Origin of the sequence: Humibacter ginsenosidimutans, assembly GCF_007859675.1 — a bacterium.
Classification (GTDB): domain Bacteria; phylum Actinomycetota; class Actinomycetes; order Actinomycetales; family Microbacteriaceae; genus Humibacter; species Humibacter ginsenosidimutans.
Map to the genome: position 1 here is coordinate 1,014,777 of NZ_CP042305.1, position 21,898 is coordinate 1,036,674.

The following is a 21,898-nucleotide window of genomic DNA, read 5'->3' on the forward strand; positions in this document are numbered from 1 at the left end:
ACCGGGCTCGACCTGGTCATCGAGGTGGCGGTCATTTCGAGGCGAACGAGATCCCTTCGATCACCCGCCGCTGCATGAAGATGAAGAGGATCAGGATCGGCGCCATCGCGAGGAAGCTGGCGGCCATCATCGTCACGTAGTCGGTCGAGACATCGCCTTGAAGGGTGGCCAACCCGACGGAGATGGGCATGTTGTTGCTGCCCGTCGCGACGATCAGGGGCCACAGGAGATCGTTCCAGGAGTCGAGAATGCCAAGGACCACGAGCGCGCTGATCCCGGGCATGGCCAGGGGCAGCATGATCCGCCGGAAGATCTGGAACGAGTTCGCCCCATCAAGGCGCGCAGCCTCCTCCAGCTCCACCGGCAGCCCACGGAAGAACTGTCGCATCATGAAGGTCCCGAACGCGCTGATGAGCCCCGGCAGCACGATGCCCGCGACGGTGTTCAAGAGTTGCAAGCCCTGGATGATCTGATAGACGGGGAGGATGAACACCTGACCGGGAATCATCAAGACCGCGAGGAAGATTCCGAAGATCAGCCTGTTGCCCGGAAACCGCATCCGTGCGAACGCGTAACCAGCCATCGTGCAGAAGACGACATGGGCGATATTCGTGACGATGGCCACCTGAACGGTGACCCAGATCTGCTGGAAGAACGGGATCTTGCTCAGCGCGTCGGCATAGTTGACCCACTGGAGCGAACTCGGCCACAGCGTGGGCGGCACGCCGGTGACCTCAGCATTCGTCGACAGCGACATAATGAGCTGCCAGGCGAAGGGGAAGGCCATCAGAAGCCCGAAAAACGCCACAGTCAGATGGGCCAGCAGGGTGTTGGTTCCGCGGGTTCGCCCGTTCCTGACACGGATGGTGGTAGAGGTCACTGAAACACCCACTTCTTCTGAAGGACGAACTGAGCTGCGGTGATGACGCCGATGATGACCAGGATCAGCACCGCGATCGACGCCGCGTACCCCACGTGGTTCAGGGTGAAACCCTGGTTGTAAAACAGGTAGACGAGAGTCTGGCTCTTGGCCATCTGGGGGTTGTTGTTGCCCATCATCACGTACAGCGCGGTGAACACCTGAAACCCGCCGATGATCTGCATAACCACGAGGAAGAAGACCGTCGGGCTCACCAATGGGACGGTGATCGAGAAGAACTGCCGCGGTTTAGATGCCCCGTCTAGTTCCGCCGCCTCGTAATAGTCAGCTGGAATGCTCTTCAGCCCTGCGCTGAGCACGATCATGTTGAAACCGATGCCGCCCCATACCCCGATCAACGAAATGACCACGATGAGAACCCCCGGCGTCGAAAGCCAATAAGGTCCCTTGATCCCGACGAGGGCGAGCGCCTGGTTGACGATGCCGAAGTTGCCGTTAAAGATCATCCGCCACACCAAGGTGATCGCTACCGGCATCGCGATGAACGGCAAAAAGAACAACACGCGATAGAACCGAGCAAGACGGAACCCCGGTCGGCCGATGATACTCGCGAGCACCATCGAGATCGGGATTCCGAGCAGCCCGATCCCGGTAAACTCCAGGCTGTTGAGGATCGCCCATCCAACATTCGGATCGGTCAACATCGTGATGTAGTTCGCAAGCCCCACCCAGTGCTCACCACCGAACGGCCCGGCCTCGGTGAAGCTCATATAGATCGTGCGAAGGATGGGCCAGACGGCGAAGATGACGATGCCGACGAACGACGGCAGCACGAACGCCCACGGCCACCACCCGTCGGTGGAAAGCTTCCGCTTCCGGCGGCGGGGCGCCGCCGGAAGAGTGATCTCCCCGGCGGCACCCGTCTCGATGATACTGGCCATCGTCTACTTCGCCAGGATGTCGTCGACTTTGGCCGTGATCTGTTTCGCGGCGGTGTCGACCGGCGTCGTACCAGACAGCAGGGACGGCATGAGCGCCTGCTCCGCCTGCTGCCACTGCGCCGTGGTGGTCAGGTTCGGATAGGGCTGCTTGGAGATCTTCTCCGCGTCCACGAACACCTGCATGTCGAACGGGTACCGCTTCTTCCACACGGTCTGCGGCTCACCCGACAGCGCGGGCCAGGTGACCGAGGCCAGGATCGTCTGCGCCTGCGATCCCGCCAGGAAGGCCAGGAACGCCTTCGCCGCCGCGGGATTCTTGCTCTTGGCGGACATCTCGTTCGCGTTGGCGTTGACGATGTTCGCGGCGATCTTCCCCTGAGGCAAAGGCGCCACTGCGATGTCGGAAGCGATCTTCGAGGACGCCATGGTGTCGGCGTAACTACTGATCCCCCAGAAGAACGCCGACTTTCCGCTGGTGAAGTAGTCGATGTCCGCAGTATCGGCCAGCTGCTGCAGGCTCGGGCTGGAGCCATTGGCGATCAGATCGCGCCAGAACTGCAGCCCGCTCTCACCGGCGGACGTGTCGTAACCGGCCTTCTTCCCGTTGCCGGACACCACATAACCACCCGCCTGCAAAATGGTGGGATAGTACGTCGCGTTGCCGTCCGAGAGATCGGTTGCCTCGCCGAAGATCCCCTTCGATTTCAGGGCATCGCTGACCGCCTTCGCGTCGCGCTGGAAGTCCGCCCACGTCCAGTTCGCCGTCGGGGCGCTGACCCCTGCCTCCTTGAGGATGGCCTTGTTGTACCAGACCCCGAGACCCGCCTGGAACGAGGGCACGCCGTACAGTTTCCCGTCGTACTTGTAGCTGTCCACGGCAGAACTGGAGTACCGGCTCAGATCGATCGAAGACGGCGTTTGTGCGAGAAGGCCGTTGGACGCGTAAAGAGCGAGGTCGTCGTTGTTCATCCAGAAGACATCCGGAAGCGCACCGCTCTGGCCCTGCGTCTGCAGCTTGGTGAAATACGAACCAAACGGCGTTAGGTCCAGCGTGACCTTCACCTTGGGGTACTTCTTCTCGAAGGCGGCCACCTCCTTCTGAATCGCCGGCTTTTGGCTGCTGTTCCAGAACGCGTACGTGATCGTGCCGGACACGTCGGAACCGGATCCCTTCGATGTGTTCCCGGCGGTGCAGGCCGACAGCAAGAGTGCCGCCGCACCGGCCACGACCGCCAACCGCGCGGCACGAGACAACGACGGCGACCTCATCGGGCACCACCGCTCGCAACGGAGGACGGGGTGTGCCCGGCACGTCGTCGCGTGCTCGCCCGCTCCTCGAGAATATGACCAGTCATTTTCAACTCCATTCCACTTCGTTGTGAATGCCGCTCGTCGCAGGGCCAGGAGGCCCGGTGACACGGTTCCCCGGTAGCTTGCACCCTCATCCACCATCTTTGCAAACCGTGAGTGCAAATTGCAACTAGTTTGCACTCCATTTGTTGTCTCGGATCCGACGCCTGCTGCGGTCCACGCGCGGATGGCGCCGATGCCCGATGTGTCTCACCCGCTCCGCCGGGCGTGTCAATCCTCGAGCCAGCGCTCACGGTGCTCAGCGACGTACTCCTCGTCGAGCAGCTCCGGATGGAGCCGCCGAACCCGTGCGATCAGGTCAGACTGACCGGCCGACAACACATCCCTCTCATCCAGGCAATGCGCGGATCGAAGCAGTCCTTGCTGCCGGAGGAGCTCGTTGATCCCGGCGACAGAGCCCCGGAAGTCGTTGTCGACGTCGAAGACGGCAGAATTGATCTCGACAAGTTCACCGCCAAGACGGAGCTCGTCGGCTCTCACGGGATCACGGACGGGATCGATGGACTTCAGCCGTGAACACAGCTGCACGGCCGCGTGCGTTCCGACGGCCCATTGCCCCAGCAGACCGCCGCTTGCCCTGACGACCCGCGCGGTTCCCGCGACGGCACGCCGATACGGCGTTATCAGATCGAGGACGATGGAGTCATCGTTGCCGGTCAAGAACGCGATCTCGTTCCACCGATCCGATCCGAGCAGCACACGCGCCACATCGCCGGTCCGATATCGATCGAACGGGGCGACCTTCACGCCGACCGTGCTCGTCTGCTCGAAGACCGACCGCCAATACTGGAGCGAGAGATACCGGCCACCAACCTTCTCCTGCATATAGAAGGCGATCGTTGGCATGACTTCGCCGACCGCGATGCTGCGTTCGAGCAGAGCCTTCTCGGTGGCATGCCGGTCCTCGCCGCGTGTCGCGAGGAGAACGGCGTCGTAGCCGAGATCCCGCGCAAGCTCCGCTTCGCGGATGGCCTGCGCGCAGTCGCCAGTCACGCCGGCGATCAGCAGCGCATCGGTGCCACGAACGACATCCGCAGCGCACCTCAGGACATCGCCGAGAAGAGCCCGGTCGTCGTGGAGCGCGAACTGGGTGGTATGGACGCCGACGGCCAGCCCGTGTGCTCCAGCGTCGAGGTAGTATCTGCTGAGCGCCCGCTGCGCGATCCAATCGACCTGGCCCGGCTCGGCCAGGGCGAGCGGATGAGCCGGGAAGACGCCTCCCGAACGCAATCGTGCGGATACTCGTCTGTACTGTTCATGCATCAAAACCGCCCATCGCGCTGCTGGAACTTCGTCGCCCTCTCGAGCTGCACTCCGTCGTGCGACAGCCAGTGGGCGACCCACCGGATCAGCTGCAGAGCAGGCACGGAGGGGTAGCCGAACAGCGCGTGACATTCACTCGCATCGCTAAGAAGCGCGTCACCGGCCTCTTCACCCTCAAAGGCGACTTCTCTCTCCAACAAGTCGCCCAGGATCGTGGCGATCCTCCGCACACTCAAGGTCTCGGGCCCGGTTGCATTCACGATCGTGGCGGGGGTCGTACACAGTTGCAGACAGCGCAACGACCATGCAGTCGAATCTCGCTGCCAGACGATATTGACGACAGGCATGGCCACATCGATCGAGTCGCCGCGGAGAATCTTCCGTCCGATGTCGACGATGACGCCGTAGCGGAGCTCCGCCGCATAGTTCAGGCGGAAGACGCAGGTTGGTGTGTTCCACCTCTCGCCAGCGTGATTGAACACGCGTTCCCGTGCCAGACACGATTGCGCGTATTCACCAAGCGGGGCTGGCGCATCGCTCTCGGTCGCGCCGCCGAGCGCGAGCGGGCGAAGAGGGTAGACGTTCCCGGTTGAGTAGGCAACCGTGGGTACACCGCGATAGCGCGTGGCCGTCAGCACCGGGATGCCGGCGTTCGACCACCAGGTCGAGCCCTCGTGACCGGTAGTTCCGAACTTCTGACCGGCCAGGAACATCACTGCCGCAGCGTCTGGAAGGCCGGCATAGACATCCGGATCGCTCAGGTCGGCTGCCAGCGTGCGCACGCCGGCAGCGTCCAGCCGTCGCCGGCTGCGCTCGTCAGTCCACCGGGAGATCGCGAGAACCGTCGAGTTCGATCCTGCGCGGCGCAGCGCCGTCGCCGCCATCCGGCATAGCGTCGGTCCGATCTTCCCACCCGCCCCGACGACAACGAGGTCGCCAGCCAATGGTCGCAGCGCCTCGACGACCTCCGGGGAGGGCTCGGAGAGCAGGGCCTCGAGCTCCTCCTCGTCGGACGGAGGAGGTTGCCGTGCTCCCGTCCCGTGCATGAGCCCGCTACTCTCTGTCACAGCGACTCCTGCTCATCCGTCGGCGACGCGTAGAGGCCGAAGTCAGGGACCGCGAGACGCTCCCCGGCGCGAAGTGCGGACTGATGTGCAACGATTCCGGGGACGGCGAACCGCGCCGACACCCAGGCATTCAAGGGCGGCAAGGTCTCGCTGAGGCCGGAGACGACGAAGTCGTTCACCAGGAACTGATGAGAGCCTTCATGCCCGTTGTCCAGCCCCTCGAACGATCGGGGAAGCCCGCTGGGGTCATGAATCGGGGCGAATCCGCTGCGGAACTCCGCACGGAGGTCCTCGTCGACGATGTCGTTTGATCCGCGGCCGGCGTTGGCCGGAGACTCCACCGGAGCCGTCGTGAGCAGATCGGTCACCGGGGTGTACCCGTCGAGCGTCTGCCACACCGCCGAGCCGGTCTGCTGCTCGAAACTGGCTCTCGTGCCGAACATGCTCATCCGGGAGCTGGGGATGTTCGTCGGCACGCCGATCCTGCGCATTTCGTTGATCCGCATCGACCCGCCGTCCGCGGTGGTGAACAGAGCCGTCTCATTGCTGAACTCGTTTCCCCACATGCTCACGGATGTGTCAAACACGCCATCCTTCTCCCGATCGACATAGCCGACGCAGGACACCGAAGTGGCGTAGGAGTTCGTCACACCGAGGATGCTGCTGATCGAATGGGTCGGATACAGCATCGGAGGAAAGCTCGCCGTCCGCTTCCACTGGTCGCCACCGCTGTAGCGATACGCCTCGTAAAACCCGTGCGACATGTCGTGCAGGTACTCGGCTTCTCCATAGACGAAACGCCCGAAGGAGCCTTTCCGAAACTCCTTTCTGCAGAAGACGACGCCTGGGTAGTAATAGCTGGTCTCCCCCGTCATATAGGTCAGGCCGGTGGCCCGTACGAGCTGGAGGATCTGTTCGATCTCCTCGAGCGAGACTCCCATCGGTACCGACGAGTAGACATGTTTGCCGTGCTGCAGCGCGGCGATCGTCATGGGACCGTGCAGCCAACGCTGCGTGAACAGCGCCACGGCGTCCACGTCCGATCGAAGCAGCGCATCGAAGTCGTCGAAGAGACGAGTGATGCCAAACTGCTCACGTGCCGACTGCAGTCGGTCAGGTACGACGTCGCACGCGGACACCTCCGAGATCCCGGGGTGTGCAAGGAACAACGGAAGCAGCTCGGGGGCGAACTGGCCGAGGCCGACCACGCCGACTTTCATGCTCTGCACTTGTTTCTTCTCCTTCATCTTTTCTTCTCTCGTCCCGCACGGGGTGTAGGGACCGGGGACGCTGAGGGCGGGTCGTCAGCGGAGGATGCAGCCGAACGGTTCGTTCGCGATCAGGAGCTCGTCGGCGAGGCTCGCGACCTGGGCCGTCGACAGGTGCGCGACCGCCGGATCCAGGCGGAGGGCGTTGAGGGCGCCCTTCCGGTCCCGATCGAAGCACGCGTCGATCAGCATTTGATACGACGCGGCCGGCCCCGCCAGGAGGCCGACCGCCGCCGCCGGGAGAGGAGCCGCTGTCAACGGCGTGAATCCGTTCGCGTCCGTGCGCACCGCGGTTTCGACCACAAGTCCGTCCGGCAGTTCGCGAACCTGTCCTCGGTTCGGCAGATTGCCGACATCGATGTAGACGCCGCCGCTGTGATGTGCCGCGATGATCTCGGCGGCACCCTCCCGTGTGGGTTGCAGACGCGAAGCCGGAATCCCCTCTTTCACGGCAGTTCGAACCTCGGACGTCCACTGTCGCTGATGATCCTGGCGGTCCTGGATACTCGTCCGCACCAAAGAATATCGATCCATGCGTTCGCGGTCGTTGATCGTCCACGACAGGAATTCGCAGGTGTGCCGGTCCTCGAGCAGCGGCAGCGCTCCGGTGAGCTGGAAGAGCTCGGTTGCTAGCTCGTGCGCCGAGTGGAAGGCGCCGAATCCCTGAGCCCCTGGAAGGGCTTCGTCAAGAGCCGTCAGGCTCTCCCCGGCGGCGATGCGTTGGAGCAGATCGCCGAGCACATCGACTCCGCCGATCGACGCCGCGGTGATCCAGAAGAAGTGATTCAGACCCCCGTATTCGACCGCGAGTGCAGACTCCTCCACGTCGTACACCCGCTGCAGGAACTCCAGGTTCTCGAACAAGCCATGGCAGAGGCCGATCACCTCGTTCTCGAGCTCGCGCGCGAGCACACCGGTCAGGAGCGTCATCGGGTTGGTGTAATTGAGCACCACCGCCGTGGGAGCGACCTTCGCGATCGCCCGGGCGATCCTCTGGAACACCGGAAAGTTCCTCACGAACCGCGACCAGCCGCCGGGGCCGCAGGTGTCACCCACCGTGTGGTAGACGTCGTACTTCTCAGGAATGGCGAGGTCGTGACGCATCGCGTCGAGCCCGCCGGTGGAGATCGCGACGATGATGTACTCGGCCCCCTCCAGGGACCGCTCAAGGGAGCCGTCGACTCGAAAGGATGCGTCGACGCGAAGCTCCGCCGCCGCGCGGCTCGCGTACAGGCGCACGAGCTGCGCGGAAGCCTCATCGATGTCGTGCAGCACAATGGTGCTTCCGGCAAGCTCCTCGCGCAGAAGGATGTCCGTGACGATCGGGGGCGCCCACTGCATGCTGCCGCCGCCGATGATGGTGATCCGCGCGCCGCTCATCCCGTGAACCTCTCCATCGCGTGCCTCCTGCTCCTTCTGCCGCCGACGCTCGCCGCCGTTCCGGCCGAGCACGACCGCACCCGCCGTATCACAGACGCTAGCCGGGGCTTCCCGCACCCGTCAAGGAAATATTGCTGTATTGTTGCAAACGACTGACTACTTTGCAGTTGAGTTGCAGTTTTGACTAATAGGCATCGGAGGAGCCATGCTCGACACGATCACGCACTTCGCCGCAGGCGATCTAGCAGTGCAGATCCACCCGGATTTCTCGTCACTCGGAGAGGCGGCCGCGCGCGAGCTCGCCAAGGCGGTGAAGGCCGCGATCGAGTCACGTGGAAGCGCCCGCATCGTTCTGGCAACCGGTAACTCCCAGTTTCCGCTGATGACGAGCCTCGCTCGAGAAAGTCTCCCCTGGGACCGGGTCTCCGTGTTCCACATGGACGAATACGTCGGTATCGAGGCCTCGCATCCGGCGAGCTTCCGGCGGTGGATCCACGAGCGGGTCGAGATTCCCTTCCGTCCGGCTCACGTGGAGTACATCGCAGGGGACGCCACGGTCATCGATCGCGAGACCGACAGATACGAAGCGTCGCTGCGCGCGGCACCGATCGACGCTGTGTGCATGGGGATCGGCGAGAACGGTCATCTCGCCTTCAACGAGCCCATCGATTGTGATTTCTCGGACCAGCGCTGGGTGAGACGAATCCAGCTCCAGGAAGCGTCACGACGTCAGCAGGTCAACGAGGGGCACTTTCCCGACATCGCGGCCGTGCCCGACTCCGCGATCACGCTGACCATCCCCGCTCTTCTCTCCGCCGCTCGAGTGATCGTCAGCGCGCCGGAGGCCCGGAAGTCCGCTGCGGTACGCCAGTCGCTGACGGGCGACGTCACGACAACGTGCCCCGCCTCCATACTCCAGCGCACGCCACAGGCAGTCCTTCTGCTCGACAGGCAGTCGGCGTCCGAGCTCCCGTCCTGCTGAGGTCGCCGGCCCGGACCCGGCATGGCATAGCAACGGACCACACTATCTATTGGGCGGCATGCCTACCCTCGCCGCATCGATGACGCTAGCCTGTTGCGAAAGGTAGCAACTTTGCGCATGAATTGCAGCCGGATGCACGTGCCGCTCTTCTCGGGCTGTAGCGACGCGCGCTGATTCCGGCCGCACGAGGAGGACGACGTTGACGGTAACTCTGGCAGACCTGGCGAAGGCGACGAGCCTTTCGGTGTCGACCGTGTCGAGAGCGCTCTCGGTTCCGGACATGGTGAACGAGAAGACCCGGCAGCGCGTCCGGGATGCCGCCGCCGAGCTCGGGTACGTCGCTCACACGGTTTCTGGCGATCCCGACCGTTCGGGTCTTATCGGCCTGGTGGTTCCCGATATTGCGAACCCGTTTTTTCCGCCCATTATCAAGGCCGTTCAGGTCCGAGCGCGGCAGAAGGGACTGCGCGTTCTCATCGGCGATATCGACGAGCGTCCGGCCGAAGAAGTCAGGCTCGCGCGGGAGATGCAAGAGCGCGTCGATGGGTTGATCGTGGTATCGCCGCGTACGTCGCAGGACGAGATCGGCGAGTTCACGCAGCTGGGACCACTCGTCGTGATCAATCGGGCGGTGCCAGGTGTGACCTCCGTGATCATCGAGGACGACAATGCCATCCAACAGGCCGTCGAGCATCTGGTTGCCCTGGGTCACAACACGATCTGCTATCTCAACGGGCCGAAGCGGTCCTGGTCGAACGGACGTCGACGGGACGCCGTCGAGGCAGCCTGCCGGACCTGCGGAGTCGAACTCCGCGAATTCGGCGCATTCGAGCCGCAGATCCAAGCGGGCGTGCGCGCGGCAGACCTCGTCTTCGCGTCCGAGGCGACGGCGGTCATCGCGTATGACGATCTGATCGCATTGGGTGTCATGGCTCGGCTCGCCGAACGCGGAGTCACGGTCGGCAAGCAGATCAGCGTCATCGGAATCGACGATTCACCGATGTCCGGCATGGCCTATCCATCGCTGACCTCGATCCACGTCCCCGGCGCCGACGCCGGCACCGCCGCAGTTGACCTTCTCCTGGACCTGATCGCTGAACCATCGCAGGAGGAGCCCAAGAGCCTCCAGCTTGAGGCCAGCCTCATCCTTCGAGGCTCCACGGGACTCCGGCAAGACGGCATGCTCGCGCAGGCCACCACTTGACACCACAATTTTGTCGCAATTTGCACATTGACTTGCAGTCCGCGTACTCTTGTCGCCGAGTGCCGTTTCGGACTCAACCATGACTGAACCGAACGAAGGCGAAGCTATGCAGCGAACACGATATGCAATCTGCGGTCTGAGCAACCGGGCAATCTACGAGTACGCGCTGCCGCTCCTCGGAGGCCGGGAGTGGTCAGCCCCCGAAGAGGACTACTCGGGCGTCGGCGAGTTGGTCGCTATCGTGGACATCGATCAGACCCGGGTTCAGCGATTTCTCGAACGCACAGGTGCGAACGTTCCGTGCTACTCTCCGGACGACTTCGATCGGATGGTCGTGGAGCAGCATCCAGACCAGGCGATCGTCGCAGGTCCGGACTTCACCCACGCTCGATATGCGGTGTCCGCGCTCGAACACGGCCTCGATGTCATCGTCGAGAAGCCACTGGCGCACACCGCGAGCGACGCACGTGCCATTCTCGACGCAGAGCAACGCAGCGCGGGAGAGGTCACCGTCACGCACAATGCACGCTACGAAGGCGCTGCGGGAAGACTCCGCGATCTGATCCGGTCAGGTGCCATCGGAACGGTGATCTCCGTCGACCTGGTGGAGGGTGTGGACACCTATCACGGGGCGAGCTTCTTTCGCCGATGGAATCGGAGACGATCGTACTCCGGCGGGCTGGCGGTCACGAAGGGCTGCCACACCATCGACCTCATCAACTGGTTGCTCGCCGACGCGCCACAAAGCGTTTTCGCACACGGAGGACTCGCTTTCTACGGGCCCGAGAGTCCGCACCGACCTCGGGACCGTGCCGGGGCGCTTCTCGGTTCTAGCGACGAGGCCCGCCTTAACCCATATGCACAACGATGGCAGACCGGCCGCGTGCCAGAGGACCAGACCCTTTTCACTGGAGAGTGGCAATCGCTCGGCTACCCGGCTCAGTATCCGGAAGGAGAAATCCGGGGAATCTTCGACGCCGAAATCGATATCGAGGATCACTACTCGGCTCTCATCCGCTACACGGGAGGCGCCACGATGGCATACACGCTCTGCTTCTCCATGCCGTGGGAGGGCCACCGGATCGGCATCACCGGCACCCATGGGCGCATCGAGACCGAGAGCATCGCTTATCGCCAGCTCCCCGAGAGCTCCGAGCCCACAACCATCCGCGTTGACCGGCTCTTCGGACCAAGCGAAGTGGTCTCCGTAGTCTCTGAGCCCGGCGGTCACGATGCTGCAGACGCACGCATACGCCGCGACCTGTTCCTGCCTTCTCCTACCGCATCGGGGACCAACGCGATTCGCGCCACGGGATTCCAGGGCGCTATCGCCGTGGCGACCGGAGAAGCGATGGCCCGATCGATCGCCGAACGTCGTGAGATTGTGGTCGCCGAGTTGCTAGACCTCCAAGAACTTCCCGAGTGGGAGTCCTGACTCAGTGTCTCTCTGACTCCTGCGGCCAGGGCTTCGGCCAGTGCTCATGAGACGCTCCGGCAACGGTCCTATCTTGTTGCCGTCTCATCCCATTGATCGATCTAGCGGCCACGTTCCCAAAACGCCTCCCCGCGGGATCGCTAAGCAGCTCCGAATTGCATGGACGGAGCGTGTGCCAGACACCCGCTGACGTGGCGCGGACTGTGACAGCCCCTCCATGGCCGCGATACAACCTGCAGTGCTGGGCCCGAATGCAGGCCACACAAGGTGACGATTTGGCGTCTCTCGCCACGGTGATCGTCACCGCTCCTACGGGCAGGTCGACATTCACGTCGCGCTTGAGGTGAACGGGGGGCGCGAACTCTTGCACAAGTTGGCATGCCAATCGCGTGGGCCTCGGCTGCCCACGCTGTATTCGGCGGTTGTGGCTCGCACGCGAACCTTCCATCGGCCGTTGGGCCCGGTGGCCTACGACTGCGTGAAGGTCATAGTGGTTCGTGACGGGTCGGCGATCTTGTTCAGCGAGTTTGGGCAGAAGCCGGTCAACGTCGGCGATGTCGTGCTACTCGGCGCGAACGTGTTATGCGGAGCAGAGCCCGAAGGGCACGTCATCACGACCACGATCTACCTGGATACCGATTACTTGGTGGACCAGGTGTTCTGGCAATATGCGGGTCTGCTCCGTGACAGACTCGATGCGCAGGGATTAGCATCGCAGCTGTATTCGGAGCCCGCCCAGATTCTCCGCATCGGCGAATATCGTGCGGGATCGTTGATGCCCTGGCTGGACGAACTGGTGGCGTTGAGCATCGGCCGGAACTTCGGCGCGCATTTCAACCGGACGCAGGCGTTGTGGTTCTCAGTCGCAAACGTGATCGGACCGTACGTTGCGGTGACACCTATGCGAATCTCGCCGTCTCAGCGTGCCCGGTCGCGGCCTACCGTGCCGCGGTCTCGCCGGTTTGCTCCGTTGCGGGATGAGGCTCGTCGTGCCCGTGAGGCGATGATCGGTGACCTTGCAGCGAACTGGACGCTGAATGACCTGGCTTGTGTCGTTCATCTCTCGCCGCGGCAGGTGGCTCGGGTGTTCATCGATGCCTACGGCAAGACGCCGCAGGCGTATCTCACGATGCTGCGTGTCGAGAAGATGGCGAGACTACTCCGGAGTACGAACCTCGCGGTCGCTGGGATCGGACGAGAGGTCGGGTGGCGCAGCCGGAGCCGTGCTGTAGAAGCCTTCCGCGAATGCACTGGCATCACACCGGTGCAGTATCGCCAGATGGGCGTCTCCCCGGATAGCTCACCGGGATCAGGACAGTGAAGTTGTCCATCAAGACGGCGTTCGGACGCTGACGACCGAACGACCCGCACGACTGTTACGCCGGTTGCCAAACGTCAGGTGCACCGACTGGCTCTCCCTGACGGCCAACCTACCGATCTTCCTCGCTGACCGTCTTCGACACACCGGGTAGTCCTCCTGGCGCACTTCATGATCGCAGGGCCGCCCGCTGGGCTCGGCCCGCCGAGGGAAGGCGAAGGCATGACGGCGACGAGTGCAACACGGGCAGGGCCGAACATGGGAGCTGACGCGCCTCATGGACAAACGGCGCGCATAGCGGACTCGCTCGGGTCGTGTGACACAGCGCGGTCCGACTCGAGGATCCGAGCCACGATCGTGGAGCGGGGTCCGCGATGACGTCACGCGATGCCGTCCTTTCGGTGCTGGAACACATGGACGAGCAAGAGCCTCTCTCCGCGGCAGCACGCGCACTGGCGGAGGCGGGTGTGCCGGTGTTCCCGTGCGTGCCGGGCGCGAAACGACCATTGACGGAGCATGGGTTCCACGAAGCCACAACTGACGCGGCTGTGGTGGTGGCGTGGTGGCGGCAGCATCCGGCTGCGAACATCGGGATGCCGACAGGCCATCCGTCTGCGATCGTTGTGGCGGACGTGGACGTGCATGGCCCGGTCAGCGGCTACGCAGCCTTCGAGCGCGCCATCCACGCCGGCTTGGCCGACGGCTGGCAGTTGACGGTGACCACACCGTCGGGTGGCATGCATGCCTACTATCCGGCGCCCTACAGCATGTCGCAGTCGTGCTGGCAGGCCGCCCGCGTCGCGATCGATTTCCGGGGTGATGGCGGGTACGTCCTTCTCCCGCCATCGCGGACGATCATCGACGGCGAGACCGTGCCCTACCGGGTAGTAACGAGGGGATCCGTTCCGGGCCGGGTGCTGGACGCCGATCGGCTGCGGGATTTCCTGGACCCTCGTCCCGTCCGGGTCCCAACGACCGATGCGGGGTCGCAACGACCGACAGACACCGGCCGCCTCGCAGCATGGGTCGCCGGCCGGCAAGAGGGCGAACGCAATCGCGGCCTGTTCTGGGCCGCCTGCCGTCTGGCGGAGAACGGCGTGCCAGCCACCGACGCCCTCGACGCCCTCACTGTCGCCGCAGGCCAGGTCGGCCTGGGAGAGCGAGAGATCAGCACGACGGTTCGGTCGGCATACCGCACGGTGGGGGTGGCATCACGTCAGCACCGCAATCGCCGTGCATCGAAAGGTGCCGAAGGCGAGTGGTTTCGGTCCGGCGAGGCGTGTCGTTCTGATGCGTCGTGGCCGGGATTGTCGTGAACGCCGGAGCGGGTCGCCGGTGGGCTGAGGTGACGGCGATCGCCGGGACAGTGTTCATCGCCTGCGGCGCCTTCTGGTTGTCCTTTACTTCGCTGGCCGACCTGGCCCGCCGGTCTGGGATCGACCCCGCCGAGGCGTGGGCATGGCCGCTGATCGTGGACGGCATCATCGTGGTGGCCACCGTCGCCGTCGTCGCGCTGGCCGGCTCAAGGACTGCGTGGTACCCGTGGGTCCTGTTGGCCGGCGGGGCCTTGGTCTCGGTGACCGCGAACGCCCTACACGCAGTGGTGGCGGCGGACGCGACGGTACCCGGGGTGCTGGCCGCGTGTGTGGCGGCGGTGCCGCCGGTCGTCCTGCTGGCGATCACCCACCTCACCGTCATCCTCACCCGTCGACCAGAGACCGTGCCCGACGAAGCCGTGCCGGACGCATGGGCCGAACCCGCACAGAAAACGGTCGACGGAACCGTACGCGCCGGGATGCCAAAGCTCACGGCGGCGTCGCCGCGGGACCGCGCGGCGGAGTTGCGCGGTCAGGGCTGGTCGAACCGACGAATCGCCCTCGAACTTGACGTTCACCCGAGCACCGTAGGCCGCTGGCTCACGAACACGAGCCACCCCGATACATCTGCCCCGGCTGTGGCAGCACATGGCAACGAGATGAAGGAGGCCACACCATGACCGACAAGACGAACTATGACGGGCGGTATCCGTTCGAGGGGGATTCCTGGGCCTGAGCCCGATCTCGACGCGCCCGCACCATCGCCCGAATCGCTGGAGCGCGAGGAGGTCACCGAAGCCGGGGTATGCGACAGGGATTCGGTGGCTGTTGTCGCGGATACGGGAACTCCGGAGGCAGTTCAAGAGGCGGCGACCGCGCCCGGACGTGGCGTCAAGGCGAGTGGGGCGCGTCCGAGGACGCGGGGCGTGGAGTGGGTGCGTCCCTCAGAGCTGGTGGCCCGCCACACGGCGTTCCTCGCGGGCCGCGGCATCGACCTGCACACCGAGCTGCATCGCCGGACCCTTACTGCCACCACGACGGGCGTCCGGAAGGTCGGCTCGGCGATGCGCCGCCTGCCGCCGCTGTCGGCGTTCGGACGCTCCCGCCCGGCGCCGTCCGGACCGACGCGCTCGAGTGCCGGGCTGAGCTGAGGATCGGTGACAGACGCATGGAAACACGAGGACAAGAACCGGACGGGGTTGTTGGGGCCGGACGCGCATCTGCCCAGCAGGAGGTATCCCGATCATGAACATCGACAACCATGAGCACGAGGACCCGGCCGGATCCTCGGGTGCAGGCCCGTGGGGCGAGGACTTCACTACCAATGAAGGACTGCGCGCCTTGCTGAACCGCTTGCACCAGGCGGGCCCACATGCGTGGGAACACGATCCGACCGCCGCGAAACTGATGATGTTCGCGGCCGAGAAGTACGCGCCACTGGCACGCAAGCACGGGCTCGACCCATGGGAGGCCGCCTCGGCCGCGTTCGACGTGATGCGCACCAAGAGCGCCCGGCGGGCGACGGAACCGTGGGCGGTCATCACGCATGCGGTACGGATCACCTGTATTGCCGAGGAACGGGGCCAAGGGCTGCTCTGCTCGGTGCATCAGGCCCGCCGGCCGCACATCTCTAAGTATCACGACCCGGAAAGGTTCAGCGACCGAGAGAATCCGCTGACCGACTATCACCCCGCCTTCCAGATCAACGATCCCACCGCCGACAACGACGACGAGCGTCGGGAGGTCGTGGCGGGTTCGGCGCGAGCCTGCACGTCGGCTTCCGCGGCTGTGGAGGAGGCGATCCGTTTCCTGACGCTGTTGCGCTGGCCTGAGGCGACCGTGCGGATCGCCGTGGAGCACGTGTGCGGGGTGCTCACGAAGACCGGCAGCCGGCAAGCGACGGTCGAGGCGTTGCGCCGGGACAAGGAGTCCCGAGCACTGCTGGACCTACCCGGCCGATCCTGGACGAGCCTGCTGCGGGTCCTCCTCGGGGACACCCGCCCCGGTTTCGCTGTGACCGTGTCGGGCCGCGGGGTGCTGCTGCGGCTGCTGCTCGGAGAAACCGTTCGGTCGCTGTTGCGCGATGAGGACCTGGTGCTCGCCGTCGCGCTCGCCGCGCCCGGCGGTCCGACCAGAGGCGGCCGGGGATGAGTGTCCCGGTGGGCATGGTCGAGCTGGAGCGGACGGTGGATTCGATCATCGTGGGCCGGCGGCACCGTGCCGACCTCGGCGATATCCCCGCCCTGGCCGCGTCGATCGAGCAGGAAGGGCTGTTGCAGCCGTTGACGATCACCCCGGACGGGGTGCTGGTGTGCGGGAGGCGGCGGCTGGCCGCGATCGTGCTGCTGGGCTGGCGGACGGTGAACTTGTGGGTTCGGTCGGGGATCTCCGACCGGCTCGGTCAGCTGGTCGCCGAACGCGACGACAACCTGCTGCACAAGCCACTGACCGCCCGGGAGCAAGCCGCCCTGTATGAGGAGCTGAAGCAAGTCATGGCCGAGGACGCCGCCCGTCGGAAGGCCTCGACCCAGTTCACCGCCGAGCATCAGCCGGGAACTGACGGTCCTGCCAATTTGGCAGGACCGTCGACCCGGCAACTCGGCCCGTCAGTCGGGCAGCTGGGCACCGCCCGGGAGCAAGCCGCCCGAATGGTCACCGGTCGCGCCTCCTACACCACTCTGGAACGCATCCGGCACCTCGAGCGGATCGCCACCGATCCCTCCTGGCCCGAGGAGCTGCGCCAGCAGGCGACAGAGGCTCTCGAACGCATCGACGCCGGCGAACCTGTGTTCAGCCACTACCAAGCCATCGCCGACGCAAGTGGCCAGGAGGCCGAGGACGGCACACGGAATGTGAGTGGGTTCGTCGACGACGAGCCCTTCACCGGCGATCCCGACGAGGACTTGGCGGAGGAGGCGAAGTGGGCGCTGGCCCGCGCCGTCCAGCACGGGACACGCGCACGCGGGCGGCGGCCGACTGGGTTGCCGTCCGGGCGTGAGGACATGCCGACGCGGTGGCCGGTGCGGGCGTTCGTGCAGACCTGGGCCGAGTTGGACGGCTGGTGGTTGCATTACGATCCCGACGAGCTCGCGCTTGTGCTCACCGATGAGCAGGCCGAGGAATTTCTGGGCACCGCTGAGGGCACCAGCGGGTTCGCTGTGCGGCTCCGCACCGCCCGCATCAGTCAGCCCACACCCGACGCCGAGCGCGCAGCCGACGCTGCCGGTGAACGCCGATCCTTGCGCGCCCTCTGATGACTCCGGGCGCCGAGCGTCCGTCAGGTCGAGAACGCGCACCTGCGGGATATGAGGTTCCCCCACATCCCGAGACCATCCAGCCGAGGCCGCCTGATCGGCTTGGTAGTTGCCGTGGTCGTGACGGTGTTGTTGGCCGGGGTCGGCGTGTACGGGTTGATCGCCGGCCCGCCCACCATCGCTCATCCGGCTGGTTCGACCGGTAGCGCCGCACCCGGTCCGGTCCCGACTGGCACCGGCAGCCCGACGGCCGCTCCGCCGAGGCTGCCGAGGATCGGGCCGTCCAGTGACCCGGAGACCTTCGCCCGGAATGTCGCGGTCGCTTTGTTCTCCTGGGACACCAGCACCGGCTTCACGCCGTCGGACTATGCCTCCGCAGTGGTTGAGGGTGGTGATCCGACCGGGGCGGAGGAGGCCGGTCTCGCCTCTGACGTCACTTCCTATCTGCCGTCGGAGCAGGCATGGGCGCAGCTGCGTCAGTACGCCACCCGCCAGAGCCTCACCGTCAACACGGCGTCTGTGCCCGCCGCCTGGGCTCAGGCGGTCGCTGAGGCCCGGCCCGGGCAGCTCGCTCCGGGCACCGTCGCCTACACCATCACTGGGACCCGCCACCGCACCGGCATCTGGAACGGGCAAACCGTCACCTCGACACACGACGTGGCGTTCACCGAGTTCATCGTGTGCCCGCCGAACGGGACACGGTGCCGGCTGCTGCGCCTGTCCGTCCTCGACGACGCCCTGCACTGACCCTGGGAGCGCGTTCTCGTGTTGAAGAAACTGTCCGTCCTCGCCCTCGCCGCCCTGTTCCTGGCTCCCTCCGTGGTCGTCCTCGGCATCGGGGCGCTGCTCACCACGGCCGCCACGGCCTGCAGCGTCGACGGCGAAGATGTGGGACCGGTGGGGAACGTGCCCGGCTCGCTGACCGCGACCACCGCGGACGGTGATCGGATCACGCTGGACAAGACGCAACTGACCCACGCTGCGCAGATCATCGCCGTAGGGAACGCGACCCCTGGTGTCGGCCGCAATGGCATCCAGATCGCGCTGATAGCGGCGCTGACCGAATCGTCCCTGCGGATGCTCGCCAACACCAGCGTCTACCCCGAATCCGGCACCTACCCGAATGACGGCGACGGCTCCGACCACGACTCGCTCGGCTTGTTCCAGATGCGCCCGCAGTCGGGGTGGGGCACGGTCGCGCAGCTGATGAACCCGACCTATCAGGCAAAAGCGTTCTTCGGCGGCCCGAACGGACCCAACCACGGCTCGCCGCGCGGCTTGCTCGACATTCCTGGCTGGCAGCAGATGAGTCTCGGCGAGGCCTCGCAGTCGGTCGAAGTCTCCGCGTTCCCGGATCGCTATCAGAACTATCAGCCCGTCGCTGCCGCCATCCTCACAGCGCTTACTGGCACCCAGCCAACCGGTCAGGCCACCTCCGCGGAGACATCCACCGCCGATGTGGCGAGCGCGGCCGAAACGGGGACCTCAAGCCTGACATCGCAGGGCAGCGAACAATGCACGGGGTCGGCAGCGAACGTCGCCGGGGATCCTGGAGGGGACGACGGGGGTGGCGGATTCACGCCGGATGCCGCCGCAGTGGCGACGGCGATCGCGTTCGCCGAGCAGCAGATCGGGAAACCGTACGTGTTCGGTGGAGCCGGCCCGGACTCGTGGGACTGCTCGGGGCTGACGATGGTGGCCTACCAAGCTGCCGGCGTGGACATCGGAGAGCACTCGGTGTCCGCGCAGGTAGTCACGATGAAGACGGAAGGTCGCTTGTTGCCGTTCTCTGATCGGGAACGCGGAGACCTGATCTTCTGGATCGGCCCCTCCGGCGGGTTCCCGCACGTGGCGATCTATCTCGGCCACGACACGATCCTTGCCGCACCCACCGTCGGGGAGAACGTGAAGATCCAACCCCTCTGGTCAACGCCGGACGAGCAGCTCTACGGCATGGTCGGCCGGCCCACCGGCACCCCCTGACGACGCTCGCGTGCACCTGAGCAGGTGACTCATTCGCCAGCCTGTCAGGAGTACCGCATGCCCGTCCCTCTGCGCACGACCGTGGTGTATCCGAACTTCGGTGCGGCCAGTGGCACCCAACTGGAGTCCGTGATCGGCGCGCTGTTGACGATCGTGCTGATCGTGGCGGTACTGATGCTGATCGTCTCTGCGATCATCTGGGCTGTCGCCAGCAGCCACGGCAACCCCGCCGCTGCCGCCAAAGGCCGTGTCGGCGTCCTGGTCGCGGTCGGCGCAGCCGTGCTGGCCGGTGGTGGTGTGGCGTGGATGAACTGGCTCATCCATCTCGGCCAACAACTCTGACCCCGGCCCAGTCCGCGACCGGCGCCGGAGTCAACCAGTGCCGGACAGGCCGGTAGTCAGCCGTCCGGGTAGGGGTCGTAGGCGCACTTGGGCAAGCGAACCACTCAACCGTTCCCGCCACGCTGATCGCGCGGTGGGGCTCGTCGTCAGGAGCCTGCCCGTGTCCCTTCTTAGTTCCGTCCTCGTTGCGCCGATTCTCACGGTTCCGGCCGATGTGAACATTCCCCCGAACACGAGCGGTCTGCCGGGCATCGACCAGCTGCGCACGATCGTGGGCGCGATCATGACCGTCGGTCTGATCCTGTCCGTCCTCGCGCTGATCGTCGCCGCGGTGGTGTGGGGCTTCGGCGCCAACTCCTCCAATCCCCACATGGCCTCGCGCGGCAAGACCGGGGTGCTGGTCTCCTGCGGTGCCGCGGTGCTGTGCGGGGCGGCGGTGACGCTCGTGAACTTCTTCTGGCACGTGGGCCAGTCCGTCTAGACGCCCCGTCGTTGTTGTCGAGCAGGAAGTGAGTGAGTCGGCATGGGCGTGTGCGATCTGCCTGTCATCTCCAGCGTGTGCAGCGTCGGCAGCGCCGCTGGCGGGATCTTCTCCAGCGTTGCCGGGAGCTTCTTCAACTGGATCGCTCAGGCCGTCGGTGGAGCGGCGAAGTGGATGTTCGAGACCGTCTGGAAGGTCTTCGACTCCACGACTCTGGTCGATGTCACCAGCCCCAGCTACCTGAAGGTCTACGACCTGATCTTCGGCGTCGCCGTGTTCATCATGCTGATCTTCTTCTGCCTGCAACTGATCGGCGGCCTGATCAGACGCGATCCCACAGCGCTATCCAGGGCCGCGCTCGGGCTGGGCAAGTCCGTGCTGGGCAGCTTCGTGGTGATCACGCTGACCGGGCTCGCACTGCAGATCACCGACGAGCTGTGCACCGGCATCATCCAGGCCGCCGGGGAAACCGTGGCCTCGATGGGCGACAAGATCGCGCTCCTCGCGGCGGGTCTGTTGACGATCAACGTGGGCTCGCCCGGGGTGGGGGCGATCATCACGATCTTCCTCGCCGGCCTCGCCCTGTCTGCCGCGGCGATCGTCTGGTTCTCGCTGCTGGTGCGCAAATCGCTGCTGCTGGTGGCGATCGTGTTCGCCCCGCTCGCGTTCTCCGGCGCCAGCTGGGACGCCACCAAGGGGTGGATTCACAAGTGGGCGATGTTCGTGATCGCGCTGATCGTCTCCAAGCTCGTGCTGGTCGTGATGTTCCTGGTCGCGGTCGCGGAGGTGTCCACCCCGATCGACGCGGACCTGAACTCGATCACCGACCCGATCGCCGGGGTCGTGATCATGGGCATGGCCGCCTTCGCCCCCTACCTGGCCTACAAGTTCATCAGCTTCGTCGGGTTCGACATGTATCACGCGATCGGCGCGGAACAGGACGCGAAGAACGCGGTGAACCGTCCCCTCCCGACGCCGACGAAACCGCAGGGCTCGGACCCGAAGAAAGTCCTCGACGACAGCGGCAAGGGCAGCGGGAACGGTAGCCCCGCCGGCAACGGTGGGGGTGGTAACCCGCCCGCACCGAAGCCTTCGGCACCCTCCGCGTCCGGCAGCGCGACCGGCGAAGGCGCGGCAACGGCAGGCACGGCCGAAGGCGGCGCCGGGGCAGGAGCGGGAGCCGGTGCGGGTGCGGCGGCTGCCGGTCCTGCGGCGGCGGCCGTGATCGCGGCAGAGGTCGCGAAGAAGGCGTTCACCGCCGGCCCGAAAGCCGGAGATGCAGTCGGCGGGGCGGCCGAAGGCCACGCCGATGCCGCCGCCCAAAGCAACGGCAGCACGCCACCGGCCCCGCAGGCACCGCCGCCGTCTACGCCGAACAGCCCGCCGCCTGTGCCCGGGAAGGAGTGACCTGTG

General features: G+C 65.3%; 21 protein-coding genes. 14 read left to right on the top strand and 7 right to left on the bottom strand.

Annotation, left to right across the window (positions count from 1 at the left end):
- Nucleotides 1-31: 31 nt before the first annotated feature.
- From FPZ11_RS04825 to FPZ11_RS04855, 7 genes are all read right to left on the bottom strand, one after another.
- The gene (locus FPZ11_RS04825; RefSeq protein WP_246846532.1) at nucleotides 32-880 is read right to left on the bottom strand and encodes a carbohydrate ABC transporter permease; all 849 of its coding nucleotides are present in this window, start codon (nucleotides 878-880) and stop codon (nucleotides 32-34) included.
- Complete coding sequence (locus FPZ11_RS04830) at nucleotides 877-1,821, bottom strand: carbohydrate ABC transporter permease (protein WP_146318847.1); 945 nt, start codon at nucleotides 1,819-1,821, stop codon at nucleotides 877-879. Before FPZ11_RS04830 ends, FPZ11_RS04825 begins: the two co-directional genes overlap by 4 nt.
- A 3-nt stretch (nucleotides 1,822-1,824) precedes the next feature.
- Nucleotides 1,825-3,048 carry an ABC transporter substrate-binding protein gene (locus FPZ11_RS04835; RefSeq protein ID WP_168203735.1) on the bottom strand — a complete coding sequence of 408 codons (1,224 nt, stop codon included), beginning with the start codon at nucleotides 3,046-3,048 and terminating at the stop codon, nucleotides 1,825-1,827.
- A 354-nt stretch (nucleotides 3,049-3,402) separates the two neighbouring features.
- Nucleotides 3,403-4,536 (bottom strand): dihydrodipicolinate synthase family protein, encoded by a 1,134-nt coding sequence (locus FPZ11_RS04840; protein ID WP_246846533.1) that lies wholly within the window; start codon nucleotides 4,534-4,536, stop codon nucleotides 3,403-3,405.
- Nucleotides 4,455-5,522, bottom strand: coding sequence for an NAD-dependent epimerase/dehydratase family protein (locus tag FPZ11_RS04845; RefSeq protein WP_210415955.1), 1,068 nt, complete (start codon nucleotides 5,520-5,522; stop codon nucleotides 4,455-4,457). Before FPZ11_RS04845 ends, FPZ11_RS04840 begins: the two co-directional genes overlap by 82 nt.
- Nucleotides 5,519-6,769: a Gfo/Idh/MocA family protein gene (locus FPZ11_RS04850; protein WP_246846534.1), complete on the bottom strand. Its 1,251-nt coding sequence runs from the start codon at nucleotides 6,767-6,769 to the stop codon at nucleotides 5,519-5,521. Before FPZ11_RS04850 ends, FPZ11_RS04845 begins: the two co-directional genes overlap by 4 nt.
- A gap of 57 nt (nucleotides 6,770-6,826) precedes the next feature.
- Entirely contained in the window at nucleotides 6,827-8,170 is a 1,344-nt protein-coding gene (locus tag FPZ11_RS04855) for a family 4 glycosyl hydrolase (RefSeq protein WP_146318851.1), read from the bottom strand.
- A gap of 205 nt (nucleotides 8,171-8,375) precedes the next feature.
- Here FPZ11_RS04855 and FPZ11_RS04860 point away from each other — a divergent pair, with 205 nt between their 5' ends.
- The 14 genes from FPZ11_RS04860 (at nucleotide 8,376) to FPZ11_RS04925 (ending at nucleotide 21,892) form a co-directional block, all read left to right on the top strand.
- Entirely contained in the window at nucleotides 8,376-9,152 is a 777-nt protein-coding gene (locus tag FPZ11_RS04860) for a glucosamine-6-phosphate deaminase (RefSeq protein ID WP_146318853.1), read from the top strand.
- Nucleotides 9,153-9,351: 199 nt separating this feature from the next.
- Complete coding sequence (locus FPZ11_RS04865) at nucleotides 9,352-10,356, top strand: LacI family DNA-binding transcriptional regulator (RefSeq protein WP_146318855.1); 1,005 nt, start codon at nucleotides 9,352-9,354, stop codon at nucleotides 10,354-10,356.
- Nucleotides 10,357-10,435: 79 nt separating this feature from the next.
- Entirely contained in the window at nucleotides 10,436-11,791 is a 1,356-nt protein-coding gene (locus FPZ11_RS04870; RefSeq protein ID WP_146318857.1) for a Gfo/Idh/MocA family oxidoreductase, read from the top strand.
- Nucleotides 11,792-12,254: 463 nt separating this feature from the next.
- Nucleotides 12,255-13,112 (top strand): helix-turn-helix domain-containing protein, encoded by an 858-nt coding sequence (locus FPZ11_RS04875; RefSeq protein ID WP_146322709.1) that lies wholly within the window; start codon nucleotides 12,255-12,257, stop codon nucleotides 13,110-13,112.
- A 371-nt stretch (nucleotides 13,113-13,483) separates the two neighbouring features.
- Nucleotides 13,484-14,425 carry a bifunctional DNA primase/polymerase gene (locus FPZ11_RS04880; RefSeq protein WP_146318859.1) on the top strand — a complete coding sequence of 314 codons (942 nt, stop codon included), beginning with the start codon at nucleotides 13,484-13,486 and terminating at the stop codon, nucleotides 14,423-14,425.
- Nucleotides 14,426-14,463: 38 nt separating this feature from the next.
- A complete protein-coding gene (locus FPZ11_RS04885; RefSeq protein ID WP_437438638.1) occupies nucleotides 14,464-15,105 on the top strand; it encodes a DUF2637 domain-containing protein in 642 nt (213 codons plus the stop codon).
- Nucleotides 15,106-15,351: 246 nt separating this feature from the next.
- On the top strand, nucleotides 15,352-15,576 hold the full coding sequence (locus FPZ11_RS04890; RefSeq protein ID WP_146318863.1) for a hypothetical protein: 225 nt from the start codon (nucleotides 15,352-15,354) through the stop codon (nucleotides 15,574-15,576).
- A gap of 94 nt (nucleotides 15,577-15,670) precedes the next feature.
- The gene (locus tag FPZ11_RS04895) at nucleotides 15,671-16,576 is read left to right on the top strand and encodes a hypothetical protein (protein WP_146318865.1); all 906 of its coding nucleotides are present in this window, start codon (nucleotides 15,671-15,673) and stop codon (nucleotides 16,574-16,576) included.
- Nucleotides 16,573-17,679 carry a ParB N-terminal domain-containing protein gene (locus FPZ11_RS04900; protein WP_146318867.1) on the top strand — a complete coding sequence of 369 codons (1,107 nt, stop codon included), beginning with the start codon at nucleotides 16,573-16,575 and terminating at the stop codon, nucleotides 17,677-17,679. The genes FPZ11_RS04895 and FPZ11_RS04900 overlap by 4 nt, the downstream gene beginning before the upstream one ends.
- Nucleotides 17,680-17,793: 114 nt before the next feature.
- Nucleotides 17,794-18,426 (top strand): hypothetical protein, encoded by a 633-nt coding sequence (locus tag FPZ11_RS04905; protein WP_367889432.1) that lies wholly within the window; start codon nucleotides 17,794-17,796, stop codon nucleotides 18,424-18,426.
- A gap of 159 nt (nucleotides 18,427-18,585) precedes the next feature.
- Complete coding sequence (locus FPZ11_RS20405; protein ID WP_168203736.1) at nucleotides 18,586-19,662, top strand: C40 family peptidase; 1,077 nt, start codon at nucleotides 18,586-18,588, stop codon at nucleotides 19,660-19,662.
- A 57-nt stretch (nucleotides 19,663-19,719) separates the two neighbouring features.
- Nucleotides 19,720-20,004: a DUF6112 family protein gene (locus FPZ11_RS04915; RefSeq protein ID WP_246846535.1), complete on the top strand. Its 285-nt coding sequence runs from the start codon at nucleotides 19,720-19,722 to the stop codon at nucleotides 20,002-20,004.
- 160 nt (nucleotides 20,005-20,164) lie between these two features.
- The gene (locus tag FPZ11_RS04920; protein ID WP_146318871.1) at nucleotides 20,165-20,485 is read left to right on the top strand and encodes a DUF6112 family protein; all 321 of its coding nucleotides are present in this window, start codon (nucleotides 20,165-20,167) and stop codon (nucleotides 20,483-20,485) included.
- A gap of 42 nt (nucleotides 20,486-20,527) precedes the next feature.
- On the top strand, nucleotides 20,528-21,892 hold the full coding sequence (locus FPZ11_RS04925; protein WP_146318873.1) for a conjugal transfer protein TrbL: 1,365 nt from the start codon (nucleotides 20,528-20,530) through the stop codon (nucleotides 21,890-21,892).
- Nucleotides 21,893-21,898: the final 6 nt, after the last annotated feature.

Coding starts and splice junctions, on each gene's coding strand:
- FPZ11_RS04860 (WP_146318853.1), top strand. CDS start 8,376: ATGCTCGACACGATCACGCACTTCGCCGCAGGCGATCTAGCAGTGCAG.
- FPZ11_RS04925 (WP_146318873.1), top strand. CDS start 20,528: ATGGGCGTGTGCGATCTGCCTGTCATCTCCAGCGTGTGCAGCGTCGGC.
- FPZ11_RS04870 (WP_146318857.1), top strand. CDS start 10,436: ATGACTGAACCGAACGAAGGCGAAGCTATGCAGCGAACACGATATGCA.
- FPZ11_RS04850 (WP_246846534.1), bottom strand. CDS start 6,769: ATGAAGGAGAAGAAACAAGTGCAGAGCATGAAAGTCGGCGTGGTCGGC.
- FPZ11_RS04880 (WP_146318859.1), top strand. CDS start 13,484: ATGACGTCACGCGATGCCGTCCTTTCGGTGCTGGAACACATGGACGAG.
- FPZ11_RS04915 (WP_246846535.1), top strand. CDS start 19,720: ATGCCCGTCCCTCTGCGCACGACCGTGGTGTATCCGAACTTCGGTGCG.
- FPZ11_RS04900 (WP_146318867.1), top strand. CDS start 16,573: ATGAGTGTCCCGGTGGGCATGGTCGAGCTGGAGCGGACGGTGGATTCG.
- FPZ11_RS04830 (WP_146318847.1), bottom strand. CDS start 1,821: ATGGCCAGTATCATCGAGACGGGTGCCGCCGGGGAGATCACTCTTCCG.
- FPZ11_RS04895 (WP_146318865.1), top strand. CDS start 15,671: ATGAACATCGACAACCATGAGCACGAGGACCCGGCCGGATCCTCGGGT.
- FPZ11_RS04855 (WP_146318851.1), bottom strand. CDS start 8,170: ATGAGCGGCGCGCGGATCACCATCATCGGCGGCGGCAGCATGCAGTGG.